Origin of the sequence: Polaromonas sp. CT11-55 (assembly GCF_047303325.1) — a bacterium.
In the GTDB taxonomy this organism is placed as follows: domain Bacteria; phylum Pseudomonadota; class Gammaproteobacteria; order Burkholderiales; family Burkholderiaceae_C; genus Polaromonas.
Map to the genome: position 1 here is coordinate 1 of NZ_JBKBEX010000044.1, position 17,962 is coordinate 17,962.

General features: G+C 65.5%; 5 protein-coding genes. All 5 read left to right on the top strand.

Annotated elements, in window-relative coordinates; translation table 11 throughout:
- Positions 1-207 precede the first annotated feature (207 nt).
- The 5 genes from ACEN8I_RS23470 (at position 208) to ACEN8I_RS23490 (ending at position 17,648) form a co-directional block, all read left to right on the top strand.
- Complete coding sequence (locus ACEN8I_RS23470) at positions 208-867, top strand: LuxR C-terminal-related transcriptional regulator (protein ID WP_413331058.1); 660 nt, start codon at positions 208-210, stop codon at positions 865-867.
- 228 nt (positions 868-1,095) lie between these two features.
- On the top strand, positions 1,096-2,379 hold the full coding sequence (locus ACEN8I_RS23475) for an ABC transporter substrate-binding protein (protein WP_413331059.1): 1,284 nt from the start codon (positions 1,096-1,098) through the stop codon (positions 2,377-2,379).
- Between the two features lie 12 nt (positions 2,380-2,391).
- Positions 2,392-4,611 (top strand): CHASE domain-containing protein, encoded by a 2,220-nt coding sequence (locus tag ACEN8I_RS23480; RefSeq protein ID WP_413331060.1) that lies wholly within the window; start codon positions 2,392-2,394, stop codon positions 4,609-4,611.
- A gap of 8 nt (positions 4,612-4,619) precedes the next feature.
- Positions 4,620-5,297, top strand: a complete 678-nt coding sequence (locus ACEN8I_RS23485) for a response regulator (RefSeq protein WP_413331061.1) — start codon at positions 4,620-4,622, stop codon at positions 5,295-5,297.
- Between the two features lie 372 nt (positions 5,298-5,669).
- A complete protein-coding gene (locus tag ACEN8I_RS23490) occupies positions 5,670-17,648 on the top strand; it encodes a YDG domain-containing protein (protein WP_413331062.1) in 11,979 nt (3,992 codons plus the stop codon).
- Positions 17,649-17,962 lie beyond the last annotated feature (314 nt).

Sequence of the window (17,962 nt, forward strand, 5' to 3'; positions counted from 1 at the left end):
TGGCCCCCATCCCAGCCCTCCCCCCGTGGGGGAGGGGGCAAGAGGGGTATGTACTCCTTCCCCCACTGGGGGAGGCTTGGGTGGGGGCCTGCAGCAGTGTCACCAGAACTGGGGACAGACAGTTCACCGGCCCTTTGCCACAGTAGGGCAACCATCAACCCGGCGCCCGGCCGGGCCCCCTTGTTGTCCTGGCTTGGAGAGACTGGATTGAACTGTTACCCCACTACTGTCCTGCTTGCCGGAGGCGACGCGCTGATGCGCGACGGCCTCAGGATGCTCTTGTGCCGGCAGCATGGCTTTGAGGTCGTGGCGGAAACCGACGATGTTGCGGCCGTGGTGCCGCTGGCGGGCCTGCTCCTGCCACCGCCGCAATTGGTGCTGCTGGATATGGACCTTCCAGGTGCGCTGCCGCTGGATATCGTGTCCGCCATCAGGGCCGGCTTTGGCGGCACCGTCAAGGTGCTGGTGCTGACCGGCGAGCTGCGGCCCAGCGTACTGCGGCAGGCATTGTCGGCGGACGCCGACGGCTACGCGCACAAAAGCGAAGATGGGGCCGAGCTCATGCGGGCTGTGCAGGCGGTGCTCGCCGGCCGGCAGCATGTCAGCCGCGGCATCGCCAAGGTCTTCCTGCCGGGCTCCCTGCGCAGGGATGTGCCTGACGGGTTACCCGCCGCCACGCCGCGCCAGCGCGAGATCATGTCACTGGTGGCGTGCGGGCTGAGCAACCGCGAAATCGCCAAAGTGCTGTCCCTCAGCGTGTTCACGGTGCGCACCCACCGGCAAAACCTGGGCGAGAAATTCTCGCTGCGCAACGCGGCCCAGATCACGGCCTGCGCCGTGCGGTGCGGTTACTACACGCCGCCCTGAGCGGCGCCTTGCCGGCGCCCCAAATTGGGGACTTCCATCCCTGCCGGCCCCTTGTCCCCAAAACTGGGGACAGACAGGCCGGTTGCCATCGCATAGCATGCCCGTGGCGGGTATTGACTGTTGCCGCGCGTGCTGCATGGTGGGCGGCAACGGGCATACACTGCCGGGCACGCCGACAGGAAGCGGTGGCCATGAGGCAAGCAAAAATAAAGAGGGCCGGGAAGCGCTATGTGGAACATTCTGAAGGCTTCGCTGCTGCTGGCAGCGCTGGCCGCTTCGGGTGCGGGCCGTGCCGAGCCGACGGAAATCTCTTTTTATTTCCCCATCGCGGTGGGCGGCCCTGTCGCCAAAAGCATTTCGGCGCTGGCCGCCGATTTTGAGAAAAGCCACCCCGACATCCGCGTCACGCCGGTCTACACCGGCACCTACAAGGATTCCATCGTCAAGGCGCTGACGGCGCACAAAAGCGGCACGCCGCCCGATGCGGCCGTGCTGTTCGCCGTTGATGTCTACACACTGATCGACGCCAATGCCATCGTGCCCTTCGACGACCTGGTTGCCGACGCCGCAGACGTGGCCTGGCTGCGCGGCTTTTACCCGGCCTTGATGGCCAACAGCCGCGCCGCCGGCCAGACCTGGGGCGTTCCCTTCCAGCGCTCCACCATCCTGCTTTACTGGAACAAGGCGCTTTTCCGCCAGGCCGGCCTGGACCCTGAACGCCCGCCGGTCAACTGGGCGGAGATGGCCGATTACGCGCGCAAGCTGACGCGGCGCGACGCGGCCGGCAACACCACGCAGTGGGGCCTGCAGATCCCGTCCTCCGGCTTTCCCTATTGGCTGTTCCAGGGCCTGGCCACGGGCAACGGCGCCGAACTCATGAACGCGGCAGGCACCAAGACCTACTTTGACAAGCCCGCCGTGGTGGATGCGCTGCGCTATTGGGTGGGCCTGTCGCGCGAGCACAAGGTGCACCCGCCCGGCATCGTCGAGTGGGGCACCACGCCCAACGACTTCCTGGACGGCAAGGCCGCGATGATCTGGACCACCAGCGGCAACCTGGGCAACCTCAAGGCCAAGGCCGGCTTTGATTTTGGCGTGGGCATGCTGCCCGGCAATACGCGCCGCGGTTCACCCACGGGTGGCGGCAATTTTTATGTGTTTCGCAAGGCCTCGCCGGCGCAGCAAAAGGCCGCCTTCCGTTTTATACAGTGGATGGTCGCGCCCGAGCGCACCGCGCGCTGGGGCATTGACTCGGGCTACATCGCCGTCAGCCCGGCGGCCTGGGAAACCAGCGCCATGAAAAAGTATGTGGCGGAGTTTCCGCAGGCGGCGGTCGCGCGCGATCAGCTGCCGCAGGCCGTGGCAGAACTTTCCACGCATGAGAACCAGCGCGTGACGCGCGCGCTCAACGCCGGCCTGGCGGCGGCGCTCACCGGCGCCAAGACGCCGCAGCAGGCCCTGAAGGACGCGCAGGCCGAGGCCGAGCGCATCCTGCTGCCTTACCAGCGCTAGAGGCGGTCGCGCATGGTCGACACATCTTCTTCCTCGTCTTCCTTGCCCGGTGCCGTGAAGGCGCAGCCACCGGCCATCCGGCGGCTGCGTTTTTTCAGCTACCTGCTGCCCTGCGTGGTGCTGGGCCTGGCGCTGGCCGCGGCCTGGTATTTCTGGGAGCGGGAGCGCCAGGAGATTGAACAGGCCCTGCAGGTCGAGTTTGACGCACGCGTGCGCGAGACCACCAGCCTTTTCCGCGAACGCATGCTGGCCTACGAGCAGGCGCTGCGCGCCACGCACGGCCTGTTCGCCACCTCCGACCGGGTGCAACGCGGCGACTTCCAGTCTTTTGTGGCCAACCTGCGCATCCAGAACCACCCGGGCCTGCAGGGCATGGGCTTCGCGCTCATCGTGCCGCCTGACGAGCGCGAGCGCCATATCGCCGCGGTGCGCAGCCAGGGCTTTCCGGCCTACACGGTGCAGCCGCCGGGCGACAGCGGCGCCAGCACCTCGGCGCTGTACTTCGAGCCCACCGGCTCCTCCTTCCTGAGCACGCTGGGCACGGATTATTTCGCCGAGCCCTCGCGCAGGCCCGCGATGGAGGCCGCGCGCGACAGCGGCGGCATCGCGGTTTCCAACAAGGTCAAACTGCCCGAGGAAGACGCGGCCCAGGTCCAGGCCGGCTACCGCATGTACCTGCCGGTCTATAAAAACGGCAAGCCGCAGGGCACGCTGGCCGATCGCCGCGCCAACATCGTGGGCTGGATTTACGCCGCCTTCAGCATGGACGGCCTGATGGACAACATCCTGGGCGAGCGCGCCAACATCACCGTCGAGGTCTATGACGGCGCGGGGCAGGACGAGGACCAGCTGATAGACACCTACAGCGACCGCGTGGGCGGCGAGTCGGCCGTCAAGCTGTTCTACGCGACGCAGCAGGTGGAGGTGGGCGGCTACGGCTGGACGCTGACGGCGCGCTCGCTGCCCAACTTCACCACCGCCATTGCCATCAGCAAATTGCAGCTGGTGGCCCGCCTGGGCGCCGCGGCCAGCGTGATGCTGGCGCTGCTCACCTGGGTTTTGCTGCGCCGCCGCCTGCGCGCGCTGAGCGCCGCTGAAAACCTGCGCAGCGCCAAGGAGCACGCCGAAGCGGCCAGCCGCGCCAAGTCGCAGTTCCTGGCGGTCGCCAGCCACGACCTGCGCCAGCCCATACAGGCGCTGAGCCTGTTCGTGGCCACGCTGCAGGCCATGGCCGGGCGCGCGCAGGTCCCCGGCACGGAAGTGAGCCATATCGCGCAGCGCCTGCAGCTGGCGCTCAACGGGCTGGGCCGTCTGCTCAATGGCCTGTTCGATTTATCGCGGCTGGACAGCGGCACCGTGGAAGTGGCGCGGCGGCCGGTGGAGGTGGCGCAATTGCTGGCGGAACTCAACAACGCCTTCGCCGGGCCGGCCGGGGCCAAGGGCCTGGGCTTCAAGGTCTTTGCGCCGCGCGGCCATTGGGTCGACACCGACCCGCTGGTGTTCGCGCGTGTGCTGTCCAACCTGGTCGCCAACGCCGTGCGCTACACCGAGCAGGGCCGCATCCTGGTCGGCTGCAGGCCGCGCGGCCACATGCTGGAGTTCCAGGTTTTCGATACCGGCATCGGCATCGCCGATGAAGAGCGCGCACGCATCTTCGGCGAGTTCTATCAGGTGCCCAATGTGGCGCGCGAGCGTGAGCACGGCCTGGGCCTGGGGCTGGCCATTGTGTTGCGTTCGGTGCGCCTGCTGGGCGGCCAGGTCGGTGTGCGCTCCACACCCGGGAAGGGCTCGGTGTTTTCCGTCACGCTGCCGCGCGCGGCGGCGCCCGAGCTCGCGACCACGGTCCCCGCGGAGCTGCGTGAGCAGTTCACCGGCAGCGTGCTGGTGGTCGACGACGACCCCGTGGTGCGCGAGTCCATGCAGCGCCTGCTGGCCGAGTGGGGCCATCCGGTGCGCGTGGCCTCCACGCTGGGGGAAGCGATCAACGCCGCGGCCGATCTGGCGGACTCGCTGGCGCTGGTCCTCACCGACTACCACCTGGGCAATGGCGTCACCGGCACCGAGATCGTCGAAGCGGTGGAGCGCCGCCTGGGCCGGCAAGTGTCCGCCGTCATCATCACCGGCGATACCTCCCCCGAAACGGTTGCCGACGCAGCCCGCAACGGCTTGCGCCTGCTCTACAAGCCGGTGGAGCCGCGCGTGCTGGCCGCGTTGATGAAAAGCATTCAATGAGCATCACCATGACATCCATCCTCTCCACCCCCTCCACCATCGCGACCACCCGAATCCTTCTTGCGGAAGACCATGTGCTGATGCGCGACGGCCTGAAGATGCTGCTGGGCACCCAGCCAGGTTTTGAGGTTGTCGCGGAAACCGGCGACGGCATCGCGGTGGAAGCGCTGGTGAGGCAATTCAATCCCCAACTCCTGTTGCTGGACCTGGGCCTGCCCGGCCAGCATGGTGTGAAGATCGCCGCCAGCATCAAGGCCGAGTTCAGCGACACCGTCAAGGTGCTGGTGCTCACCGGGGACCTGCAGGCCGACTCCGTCAGGCAGGCGCTGGCCGCTGGCGCCGACGGCTATGTGCACAAGAGCGAGGACAGCGCCGAGCTGTTGCAGGCCGTGCATGCCGTGCTGGCCGGGCGGCAATACGTCAGCCGCAACATCGCCGCCGCTTTCCTGCCGCGTACGGCGCGTGCCGACCAGGCCGGCGACACCCTGGTTGCCACGCCGCGCGAACGCGAGATCATGTCGCTGGTGGCGCGCGGCTTGAGCAACCGCGAGATCGCCGAGCTGCTGGCCATCAGCGTGTTCACGGTGCGCACCCACCGGCAAAATCTGATGGAAAAATTCTCGCTGCGCAACGCGGCCGAGATCACCGCCTACGCGGTGCAACGCGGCTACTACATCCCGACCTGAGCGGCGGGGGCTTTCCGCCCCTGCCAATCACGATCTCCTGATCCGGCTTGTCCCCAAAACTGGGGACAAGGCATACCGGCCTGGGCGGCCCACTACTGCATCGGCAGTATTGCCGCACGCAAGCTTGTTACACAGAATCGCCCGCATGTGATCAGAGTCCATGCGTCCCGGTGCCCGGCGAAGGTGTTGAAGGTGCGGCGAAAGTGCGCGCCCCGAAAGGGAAATTTTCACATTGGCACAAGCGTCGCGTCCCCATAACTGGGGACATACAGGCGGGGGGTGGACTTTTACGATTTGCACGTTTTGTCACGGGTGCGCGCGAAGCGCGAGCCCGTGGCCAGTAGTCGCCTTAGTTTTTTGGAAGTCCTCATCATGAAAAGCCACGCCAGCATGAACCGCATCTACCGTCTTGTCTGGAATGCCGCCCTCAGCCTGTGGGTGGCCGTGGCGGAAAACGCCAAGGGGCGCAGCAAGGGTGGATCGGCTCGCGGCAGTGTGCAGTGGGATGATGTAGAGGAGCAAGGAGGAAGTGGTGGCGATGGCGGCGGTGCGGGCTTCAGGCTCAATACCGCCTGCCGCGCGGCGCTGGTGCTCCTGGCTTCGCTGGCGGTGCTCACGCACGAAGCGCATGCGGCTGATGCGGCCAATGCCAGCGTCTCGGCCGGTACGGGCAGTGTCTCCACGCTGGGCAACACCACTACCATCAACCAGGCCAGCCAGCGCCTGGCGATTGACTGGACTTCGCTTTCCACCGCGGCCAATGAAGCGCTGCGGTTTAACCAGCCCAATGCGGCGGCTATTGCGCTGAACCGCATCACGGGCAGCAGCCCCAGCGAGCTGCTGGGCAGCCTGACAGCCAACGGCCAGGTGTTTATCCTGAACCCGAATGGCGTGCTGTTTGGCGCGGGCTCTCAGGTCAACGTCGGCGGCCTGGTGGCTTCGACGCTGTCCATGAGCAATGCCGACTTTATGGCCGGCAACCATGTGTTCACCGGTTCGGGTGGTTCGGTGGTCAACCAGGGAACGCTGAACGCCGCACCCGGTGGCTATCTGGCGCTGCTGGCGCCAGAGGTGCGCAATGAAGGTGTGATGACCGCCTCGCTGGGAACCGCCTTGCTGGCAGCAGGCAACAAGGTCACGCTAAACCTGGACAACGGCAGCCTGCTGGGCTACAGCATTGACCAGGGCGCGATCAATGCGCTGGCCGAGAACAAACAGCTGATCAAAGCCGATGGCGGCCAGGTGCTGCTGTCGGCTAAGGCCATGGACAGCCTGACCACGGCCACGGTCAACAACAGCGGCGTCATTGAAGCCAGGACGATACAGAACAAGGCCGGCCGCATATTGCTGATGGGCGACATGGAGAGCGGCACGGTCAATGTGGGCGGAACGCTGGATGCTTCGGCACCCACGGGCGGCGACGGCGGGTTTGTTGAAACGTCTGCCGCGCATGTCAAGGTGGCCGATGGTGCCAGGGTCACTACGCTGGCCGCTGAAGGCAGTGGCGGCCACGCCGGAAAATGGCTGATAGACCCGAACGATTTCACCATCTCCGCTACGGGCGACATGTCTGCCGCGGCCGTCGCGACCGCCCTGAACGGCGGCAATTTTGAAATCGCCACCGCCACCATGGGCACGGCCGGCGGCAATGGCGACATCCACGTCAATCAGGCCATCAACCGGACGGACAGCAACACCTTCACCTTGACCGCTGAGCGCGACATCAATATCAACCAGGCTATCGGGAAAAGCGCTGGAGGCGCGGCTGGTTTGACAATGACCGCCGCGGGCAATATCGGTTTTAACGCCAATGTCTTTTCCTCCTCGGGCGCCCTGGCTGTGACGGCCAACGCCGGCGGCGATATCACCGGCGGCGGAACCCTGAACACAAACACCGGCGCGATAGACATGACGGCCGGCGGCAGCATCGGCGATCTGGGGCAGATCAATGCAGGCAGTTTGAAGCTGAAAGCCACCACGGGTGAACTGATCGTGAATAGCGGCGTGGACTGGCGAGCCAGCTCCTTCGACTTGTACGCGGGCACGAACATCCGGGGCAGCGACCCCAACTCCGCCGCCAACGTCATGGTCTTGGGCAACGGCAACTTCACTGCGTCAGCGGGTAACACCGGCAACGGCCGAATACGCGTGAACGCCTTCGGCGGCGCCATAGGTACGCTGAACCTGACTTCGCAGGGAACGGGCGGCGGCGGGCAGATCGATTTCAGCAGCGACTCGGCCGTCGGCAACCCGATCATCACCGCCGCCCATGATGTGAGCGTCAGCGTGAGCGGCAACCTTAACTTCAACGCCCTGACCCTGACGGGCGTCAACCAGAACGTCAACATGGCGGCCAACGGCGGCACTCTGACGCTGGGTGCCTTTAATGCCGGAACGGGCAACCTGACTTTGTCGGGCGGCTCCATTGCCATGGGCGGCGCCCTGAGCGCCAAAGACCTCAGTTTGAGCGCGACCAACGGCCTGAACATCAACCAGGACCTCACGGCGACCGGCAACCTGGCGCTCGCCGCGAGCAATGCGGCCATCCAGCAAACCGCCGGTGCCCTGGTGGTAGGCGGTACGACCAGCGTCAACGCCGGCGCGGGCCAGGTCAGCCTGACCGGCGCCAACAGTTTTACCGGCGCGGTCAGCGTCAGCAACCTTGGCGCGAACAATGTCGCCATCAACGCCGGCAGCGGCTCGCTCACGCTGGGCGCCTCATCGGTCGGCAGTGGCACGCTGGCTCTGAGTGCGACCGACGCCGCCGCGGGCGACATCACCATCGCCAACGGCGCAACCGTCAGCGCCAATGGCGGCAATGTGCAGCTCACCGGCCGCGACATCACCTTCAACGGCACAGGCGCTGTCACCACCACGGGCGACGTCTATCTGGCCGGGCGGAACATCCGGCAGGGCGGCACCGGCGTTGCCGTCACGGCCAACAACCTGGCGATACGCTCCAGCGGCTACGTCGGCAACAGCGGCGCTGCGGACAAGCTCAATACCCAGGTGAACAAGCTCTCTGCCGTGGCGCCGGGTGCGATCTCGGTGAGCAACACCGGCGCGCTGACGGTCGACACCGCCACTTTCGCGGGTTCGACGGTTCCGGGCGGCGCCATCGCCGGCGTGAGCAGTACGGGTGGCGCGATCTCGCTGGCTACCGTCGATACCGGCGGGGCGACGGACAACCTGACGCTCAACCAGGCCGTCACCACCACCGGCGGCAGTGCCAACACCATCACGCTGGCAGCCGACGACCACTATGCGCAAAACGCGCTGACGGTGTCCACCGTGGGCGCGAACGTGGCCATCAGTGCGGGCCGTACCCTGACGGCAACGGGCAGCGGCGGCACCGCCATCAAGACTTCGGGCGCGGCCAGCAGCATGGACACCAACGGCTCGGACGCCGGCAACATCCAGCTCAGCACCAGCGGCGCCAATGGCGGCTCGATCACCGTGACCGGCGACCTCACCGCACAAGGCACCAGCGGCAACGCGGGTAACACCACGGCCAGCAATAACGCTACCTCCGGTGGCAAGGGCGGCAATGTGAGCGTGACCACGGCCACCGCCGGTGCCGGCATCGCCATCTCGGGCAATGTGCTGGCCAATGGCGGCAATGGCAGCGGCGGTGGCACCAACTTTGCCTGGATGTTCGGCACGGGCGGCAACGGCGGCAACATCACGCTGAGGAACACGGGCAACAGCGGCGCCGGCGCCATCAGCGTGGGCAACCTCTCCGCCCAGGGCGGCCAGGCAGGTTACATCGGCAATGGCGGCAGCGGCGGTACCGTCCTGGTGACGACGGCCGGTACGGGCGCGGCTTCCATCACTACGGGGACCATAGGCACCTGGGGCGGCAAGTACGTCGCCAACTCCCAGCCCGGCAGCAATGGCGGCAATGCAGGCAATGTCACCCTGGGCACGGTGGGCGCGGGCGCCACCATCCATTTCGACAACCTTGACGCGCACGGCGGCGCGGGCTCGCTCAACCGGGTCAACACCAACTACGGCAGCGCGACCATTGTGTCGGGAACCGGCGGCACTGTCAGCATCACCACCACGGGCGCCAATTCCGACATCACCGGCAGCGGCAATGTTTCCAGCTATGTCGAAAACGCCGGTTGCAGCAACGGCGCCACTTGCTCCATAGGCGCCGCGGGCAACATCACCCTGAATGCCAGCAACGGCAGCGTCAGCCTGGCCGGTAACGCCAATGCCAAGGGTGGTAATGCCCTGGGCGGCGCCGCTGTGGCCAACAACGGCGGCGCGGGCGGCAGCGTGACCGTGATTGCCGGCAACGCCAACCACAATGTCTCGATTGGCGGCATTGACGCGACAGGCGGAACCGCCCTGGCCGGCGGCACCGCAGGCGCCAGCAAGGCGGTGGTCGTGACCGCCGCGGACGGCTATGTGCAGCAGGTGCCCGGCAGCTGGTTCAACGGCTCCTCGGTGGCCGTGTCGGCCAACCGCGGCATAGGCGCCGGCACGGGGGCGGGCGACCTGAGCCAGCGCCTGGGCATCATCCCGGTGACGGGAACGGCGCGCAATGCGATCAGCGGCGTCTTCACGGCCACGCGCCAGGGTAACACGCGCGTCATCTACGGCGGCGGCAATGTGTCTCTGGCCGGCACCCAGGTGCAGAACCTCTTCACAACGGGCGACATCGACATCGCCACCAGCAACGGCTCGCTCACGGTGAACGGCCTGGGTCGCAACGGCGCCGGCAACATCAGCCTGAGCGCGGGCGGCGGCAACGACCTGACCATCAACAACCTGAGCACGCTGTCCGCCGTCAACGGCAATATCCGGCTTGAAGCCGGGCGCGACGTCATCTTCTCGGGCAATGCAAGTGCCCAGACCACGACCGGCGATATTTACGTGTCAGCCGGCGCGAACGTCCAGCAGGCCGGTGCCTCAACGGCGTTGACCGCCAACAACCTGGCGCTGCGGGCCGGCGGCTACATCGGCGACGGCGCGGGCGGCGACAACGCGCTGAACACCAGCGTGAATGCGCTCTCCGCGGTGGCCGGCACCAACATCGGCATCAGCAACGACAAGGCGCTGGCGATCGACCAGGTGACCTTTGGCGGTGGCACCGTTCCCGGTGGCGCGATCAACGGTGTGTCGACTACGGGAACCGGCAATGTGGCCGTGGGCACCACGGGCGGCGCTCTGACGGTGACGGCACCTGTTTCCGGGGCCGATGGCACGCTGGTCCTCAGCGGAGCCACTGACCTGGTGCTCAACAACACCGTCAGCAACCCTACACGCGCGGTGCAGCTCACCGCCGGCAGTGGCAGCATCAGCGGCACGGGCCAGGTGACGGCTGGCGCGCTGACGGCCACCGCGGCCACCGGCATCAGCCTCGGAGCCGATGCGGCGGCGCTGACAGCTACCAGCACTTCAGGGCCTATCGCCGTGACCCTGGCCAACGGCGGCGGCATCGAGAACGTTGCCACCACGGGTACGGTGAACCTGACCGCCACAGCCGGCAACCTGGACGTGAAGACGGTTTCCGGCTCGGATGTCACGCTGACCGCTTCGGCTGGCGCGATCACCGATGCCAACGGCACCGCCAACAACATCACGGCCACGACGCTGACCGCTTCGTCGCGGGACGGCATCGCGCTGGGCGCCAATACCACCGGCCTGCAAAGCTTTACCACCACCGGTGCCACCGGCGACATCGCCGTGTCCACCGACAATGCGCTGGACACCGCCAACTACAGCATCAGCACCGACAGCGGCTCCGTGCAAAACGTCAGCCTGACGTCCAACTCCACCTCGGGCATCACGGTGGGCAATGCCTTTGCCTCCACCAACGACAACATCAGCCTGACCGCCACGGCGGGCGACATCAGCCTGGGCAGCGCCATCGGCGCCGCGGGACTGGCGCTCAACGCCCAGGGCAGTATCAGCGCGCCGGCCGCCATCAATGTGAGCGGTGTGTTTGAACTCAAGGGCGGCACTTTCAGCCAGGTCGGCACCTTGCCCACGTTCTCCGCAGGTGACTTCCGCATCAGCGGCGGCACCTTTGTGCGCGTGCTGGGCGGTGACGGCCTGAGCACCAACACGGCCTACCGGATTGCCGACATTTACGGCCTTCAGGGCGCGGGCTCGGCCGGCATGCTGGACAAAAACTTCAAGCTGGCCAACAACATCGATGCCAGCGGTACGGCGAACTGGAATGCGAATGCGGGCTTCAACCCGATAGGCAGTGGCACGCAATTCATAGGTAGCCTGGACGGTGACGGCCATGTGATCGACCAATTGGTCATCAACAGGCCCGGCGAGACCAATGTCGGTTTGATCAGTTCCCTGGGAGGCGGGACGGTCTCCAACCTGGTGCTGACGGGCGGCAGCGTCACCGGCAGCGACACCGTGGGCGCACTGGTGGGCCTCAATTACGGGCAGGTCACCAACAGCCATAGCTCGGCGGCCGTGAGTGCAACCACCAGCGGCGCAGGCGGGCTGGTTGGCACGAACGTCGGGACTATCAGCAGCAGCTATGCAAGCGGCGCTGTGACCGCTGTGGGTGGCGCGCAGTGGCTGGGAGGCTTGGTAGGGACCAATGAAGGAGCCGTGAGCGGTAGCTATGCCACTGGTGCCGTGGTTGGTACCAGGGCCGGGGGACTGGTGGGCGGCAATTTCGGTGGCGGCACCATCTCCAACAGCTATGCCAGCGGCGCTGTGGGCGCCCCCGGCGGTTCTACTGTGGGTGGCCTTACGGGTGCCAATTTGGGCACCATTACCAACAGTTATGCCACCGGCGCGGTGACGGGAAGCTTTGAAATCGGCGGTCTGGTGGGCTGGGACAGCGGCGGCACGGTGACCAACAGTTTCTGGGACACCCAGACCACGGGCCAGGCCGCCAGCGGCGGCGGCACGGGCATCCTCACCGCGGACATGAGGAAGGCCCAGACCTTTATCGACGCCGGCTGGAGCGCCAGCAATGTGGGCGGCGACGGCAGCACCTGGCGCATCTACGAAGGCAACACCGGCCCGCTGCTGCGCGGCTTCCTGACCGGGCTGAATCTGGCCGACACCAGCGTGACCTACAACGGCAATACGCAGGCGGGGGCCACCACCGCTACCGCGGGCGTGTCGGGCATCAGCGCCATCGGGCGCAATGCCGGCAGCTACCGCACGGGCTATTACTCCAACCAGCAGGGCTACGACATCATCGGCGGCGGGCTGAACATCGCCAAAGCCGACCTGACGCTGAGCAGCAGCAATGTGACCAAGACCTATGATGGCACGCTCTCAGCCGCCGGCACGGCGGTGGCCGCGGCGGGCACGGCACTGCTGGGCGGCGACACCGCCAGCGGCGGCAGCTTTGCCTTTGCCGACAAGAATGCGGGCTCGGGCAACAAGACGGTGACAACGGCCGGCGTGACGGTCAATGACGGCAATGGCGGCAACAACTACAACGTCAGCTATGCCGACAACTCCACCAGCACCATCAACAAGGCCAATGTGACACTGTCCACCAGCGACGTCACCAAGACCTACGACGGCACGACCAGCGCGACGGGTGCAGTTGTAGTGACGGCCGGTACGGTGTTCGCAGGTGACAGCGCCACGGGCGGAACGTTTGCCTTTACCGACAAGAATGCCGGCAGCGGCAACAAGACGGTGACCACGACGGGCGTGACGGTAGGCGATGGCGTGAACAACGCCAACTATAACGTCAGCTACGCCGACAACACCACCAGCACCATCAACAGGGCCAACCTGACGCTGTCCACCAGCAACGTCACCAAGACCTACGACGGCACGACCGGCGCGACAGGCGCGGTGGTGGTAACGGCCGGGACGGTGTTCGCAGGTGACAGTGCCACGGGCGGAACCTTTGCCTTCACCGACAAGAATGCCGGCAGCGGCAACAAGACGGTGACCACGACGGGCGTGACGGTGGGCGATGGCGTGAACAACGCCAACTACAACGTCAGCTATGCAGACAACACCACCAGCACGATCAACAAGGCCAATGTGACGCTGTCTACCAGCGACGTCACCAAGACTTATGACGGTACGACAGGCGCCACAGGCGCGGTGGTGGTAACGGCCGGCACGGTGTTCGCAGGTGATAGCGCCACGGGGGGAACCTTTGCCTTCACCGACAAGAATGCCGGTACGGGCAACAAGACGGTGACGACCAGCGGCGTGACGGTGGGTGACGGCGTGAACAACTCCAACTACAACGTCAGCTATGCCGACAACACCACCAGCACCATCAGCAAGGCCAACCTGACGCTGTCCACCAGTAACGTTACCAAGACCTACGACGGCACCACCGGTGCGACAGGTACGGTGGTGGTAACGGCAGGCACGGTGTTCGCAGGTGACAGTGCCACGGGCGGAACGTTTGCCTTTACCGACAAGAATTCCGGCAGCGGCAACAAGACGGTGACCACGGCGGGCGTGACGGTGGGCGACGGCCTGAACAACGCCAACTACAACGTCAGCTACGTTGACAACACCACCAGCACCATCAACCGGGCCAACCTGACGTTGACGGCCAATAACGTCACCAAGACCTATGACGGCACGACGAGCGCAAGCGGTACGGCGGCTGTGGCTAGCGGTACCGTGTTCAGCGGCGACAGCATCTCGGGCGGCAGCTTCGCCTTTACCGACAAGAATGCCGGCACGGGCAACAAGACGGTGACGACCACCGGCGTGGCGGTCAACGACGGCAACGGCGGCAACAACTACAACGTCAGCTATGTGGACAACACCACAAGCACCATCAACAAGGCCAACCTGACGCTGACGACCAATAACGTCACCAAGACCTATGACGGTACCCTGGCCGCTTCCGGCACCGTAGCTGTAGCCAGCGGCACCGTGTTCGGCGGCGACAGCATTTCGGGCGGCAGCTTCGCCTTTACTGACAAGAACGCCGGCACGGGCAACAAGACAGTGACCACGGCCGGCGTGACGGTCAACGACGGCAATGGCGGCAACAACTACAACGTCAGCTATGCCGACAACACCACCAGCACGATCAACAAGGCCAATGTGACGCTGTCCACCAGCGACGTCACCAAGACCTACGACGGCACGACCAGCGCGACGGGTGCAGTTGTGGTGACGGCCGGCACGGTGTTCGCCGGCGATAGCGCCACGGGCGGAACCTTTGCCTTTACCGACAAGAATGCGGGTACCGGCAACAAGACGGTGACGACAACAGGCGTGACGGTGGGCGATGGCGTGAACAACGCCAACTACAACGTCAGCTACGCCGACAACACCACCAGCACCATCAACAAGGCCAATCTGACGGTGACTGCCAATGCGGTGACCAAGACTTACGACGGCACGCTTGGCGCCACGGGTACCGGTACCGTCGCTACCTTGGCAGGTGCCGGAGCGGGTGAGGTAGTGAATGCCGCTGGTAGCCAGGCCTTCCTGGACAAGAACGCTGGTACCAGCAACAAGACGGTGCGCGCCAGCGGTGTGACGATCAAGGACAGCGGCAACGTGGACGTCACGGGCAACTACAACATCGCCTATGTCGACAACACGAGCAGCACCATCAACAAGGCGAACCTGACGGTGACGGCCAATGTGGTGACCAAGACCTACGATGGCACCACCAGCGCCACGGGTACAGGCACGGTGGCCGCGCTGGCCGGGGCTGGCGCGGGTGAGGTGGTCGATGCCGCCGGCAGCCAGGCCTTCCTGGACAAGAACGCCGGCACGGGCAACAAGACGGTGCGCGCCAGCGGCGTGACCATCAAGGACAGCGGCAATGCCGACGTGAGCGGCAACTACAACATTGCCTATGTCGACAACACCGCCAGCACCATCAACAAGGCCAACGTGACCTTGTCGACTTCCGACGTTACCAAGACCTACGACGGTACGACCGGTGCGACGGGTGCGGTGGTGGTGACGGCTGGCACGGTGTTCGCAGGTGACAACACCACCGGCGGAACCTTTGCCTTCACCGACAAGAATGCCGGCACTGGCAACAAGACGGTGACCACGGCCGGCGTGACAGTGGGTGACGGCGTAAACAACGGCAACTACAACGTCAGCTATGTGGACAACACGACCAGCACCATCAACAAGGCCAACCTGACGCTGACGACCAACAACGTCACCAAGACTTATGACGGCACGACGAGCGCAAGCGGTACGGCGGCTGTGGCTGGCGGCACCGTGTTCAGCGGCGACAGCATCTCGGGCGGCAGCTTCGCCTTTACCGACAAGAACGCCGGTACGGGCAACAAGACGGTGACGACCACCGGCGTGGCGGTCAACGACGGCAACGGCGGCAACAACTACAACGTCAGCTACGCCGACAACACCACGAGCACCATCAACAAAGCCAACCTCACGGTGACGGCCAATGCGGTGATCAAGACTTACGACGGAACGCTGGGCGCCACGGGCACCGGTACCGTCGCGGCCCTGGCTGGTGCAGGAGCGGGTGAGGTCGTAAATGCCGCGGGCAGCCAGGCCTTCCTCGACAAGAACGCAGGCACGGCCAACAAGACGGTGCGCGCCAGCGGCGTGACGATCAAGGACAGCGGCAACGCTGACGTGACGGGCAACTACAACATCGCCTATGTCGATAACACGAGCAGCACCATCAACAAGGCCAACCTGACTTTGTCGACCTCCGACGTCACCAAGACCTATGACGGAACCACCGGCGCGACGGGTGCTGTGGTGGTGACGGCAGGCACGGTGTTCGCTGGCGACAGTGCAACGGGCGGTAGCTTCGTCTTTACCGACAAGAACGCCGGAACCGGGAACAAGACGGTGACAACGGCCGGCGTGACTGTGGGTGACGGCGTTAACAACGCCAACTACAACGTCAGCTACGCCAACAACACCACCAGCACCATCAACCAGGCCAACCTGACGGTGTCCAGCAGCAACGTCACCAAGACCTATGACGGCAACACGACGGCTGCGGGCAGCGCGACCGTGACCGGCGGCACGCTGTTCAGTGGCGACAGCCTGACGGGTGGCAGCTTCGCCTTTACCAATAAGAATGCCGGGAATGGCAACAAGACGGTGACGACGGCGGGCGTGACGGTGGGCGATGGCGTGAACAACGGCAACTACAACGTCACCTACGCCGACAACACCACCAGCACCATCAATCCGTTTGCGGTGAGTGTTTCGGGCACGCGCAGCTATGACGGCACGGCCAACTTGGCGGCCGGCGTGCTGAACCTTGGCCCGCTGGTGGGCGGTGAAACCCTGGGCCTGGCCGGCACGGCCACCATGGCCGACAAGAATGTGGGTGCCAACAAGGCGCTGACCGTCGCCGGCCTGAGCCTGGTGGACGGTACGGGCCTGGCCAGCAACTACACCTTTACCGGTGGCACGCAGCAGGCCAGCATCACCCAGGCCAGCCTCACGGTGGGCAGCAGCAACGTCACCAAGACCTATGACGGCAACCTGTCGGCGGCAGGCACGGCCACCGTCACGGCGGGCACGCTGTTCAGCGGCGACAGCCTCACCGGCGGCACGTTTGCCTTTACCGACAAGAATGCTGGCATCGGCAACAAGACCGTGACCACCTCTGGCGTCACGGTTGGCGATGGCGTCAATAACGGCAACTACGCCGTGAGCTACGCCAGCAACACGACCAGCACCATCAACAAGGCCGACCTGACGGTGACGGCCACGGGCGTGAACAAGGTGTATGACGGCAGCACGGTGGCCGCGGTCACTTATGGCGACAACCGCGTGGCTGGCGATGTGGTCGGCATCACGGGAAGCGCCACCTTCGCCGACAAAAATGCCGGCACAGGCAAGGCCGTCGGCGTGAGCGGCATCAGCACTTCAGGCGCCGATGCCGGCAACTACAACCTGCTGAACACCACCACCACGACCACGGCCAGCATCACGCCCAAGGCGCTGACGGTGACGGCCAACGGCGACACCAAGCTGTATGACGGCTCGGCCTACCATGGCGGCAACGGCGTGAGATACAACGGCTTTGTGGTGGGTGATTCGCAGGCCGACATAGGCGGCACGCTGGCCTACGGCGGCTCCTCGCAGGGGGCAGTGGCCACCGGCAACTATGTGATCACGCCGGGCGGGCTGAGCTCGATCTCGGGCAACTATGCGCTGGGTTTTGTGGATGGCGCGCTCAGCATCACGACTTCCAATGCCAGCACCGCAGCGCTGGGGAATGCGGCGCTGGTCAGTTCCTATGACGCAGCCCTGCAGGCCGTCGCCGGCGTGGGTGGTTCGTCGGGTGGAGGCCTTGGCGGTGGCGCTGGTGGTTTTGGTGGCGGTGGTTTCGGCGGTGGTGACGCCGCTGCCGATGCGTTGGCGGCGGCGGCTGCCGAGGCCGGCAGAACCGGCGAGGAGTAAAGGCCGGGTCTTGCTCCGGCTGGGCGCGCTCTTCCTCCTCCTTATCCTCCTCTTTCCTCTTTTTGGTTCAGCTGGCCGGGGGGTAGCCTGGCGGCTACTCACTTTTATCGAAACCCGCAAAGTGGGTTTTCTTTTCTTCGCCAAAAGGCGCGCTACGCGCGCGGGGTTTGCTCACTTCGCGCAGCGAAGTTACGCAAACACCAAAAGTAAGCAAAGGAAAAGGCGACCCTGGTGTCTGCGTCCCCTTCGCTTCGCTACGGGGCAGGGGGGGGGGGGGGGGGGGGGGGGGGGGGGGGGGGGGGGGGGGGGGGGGG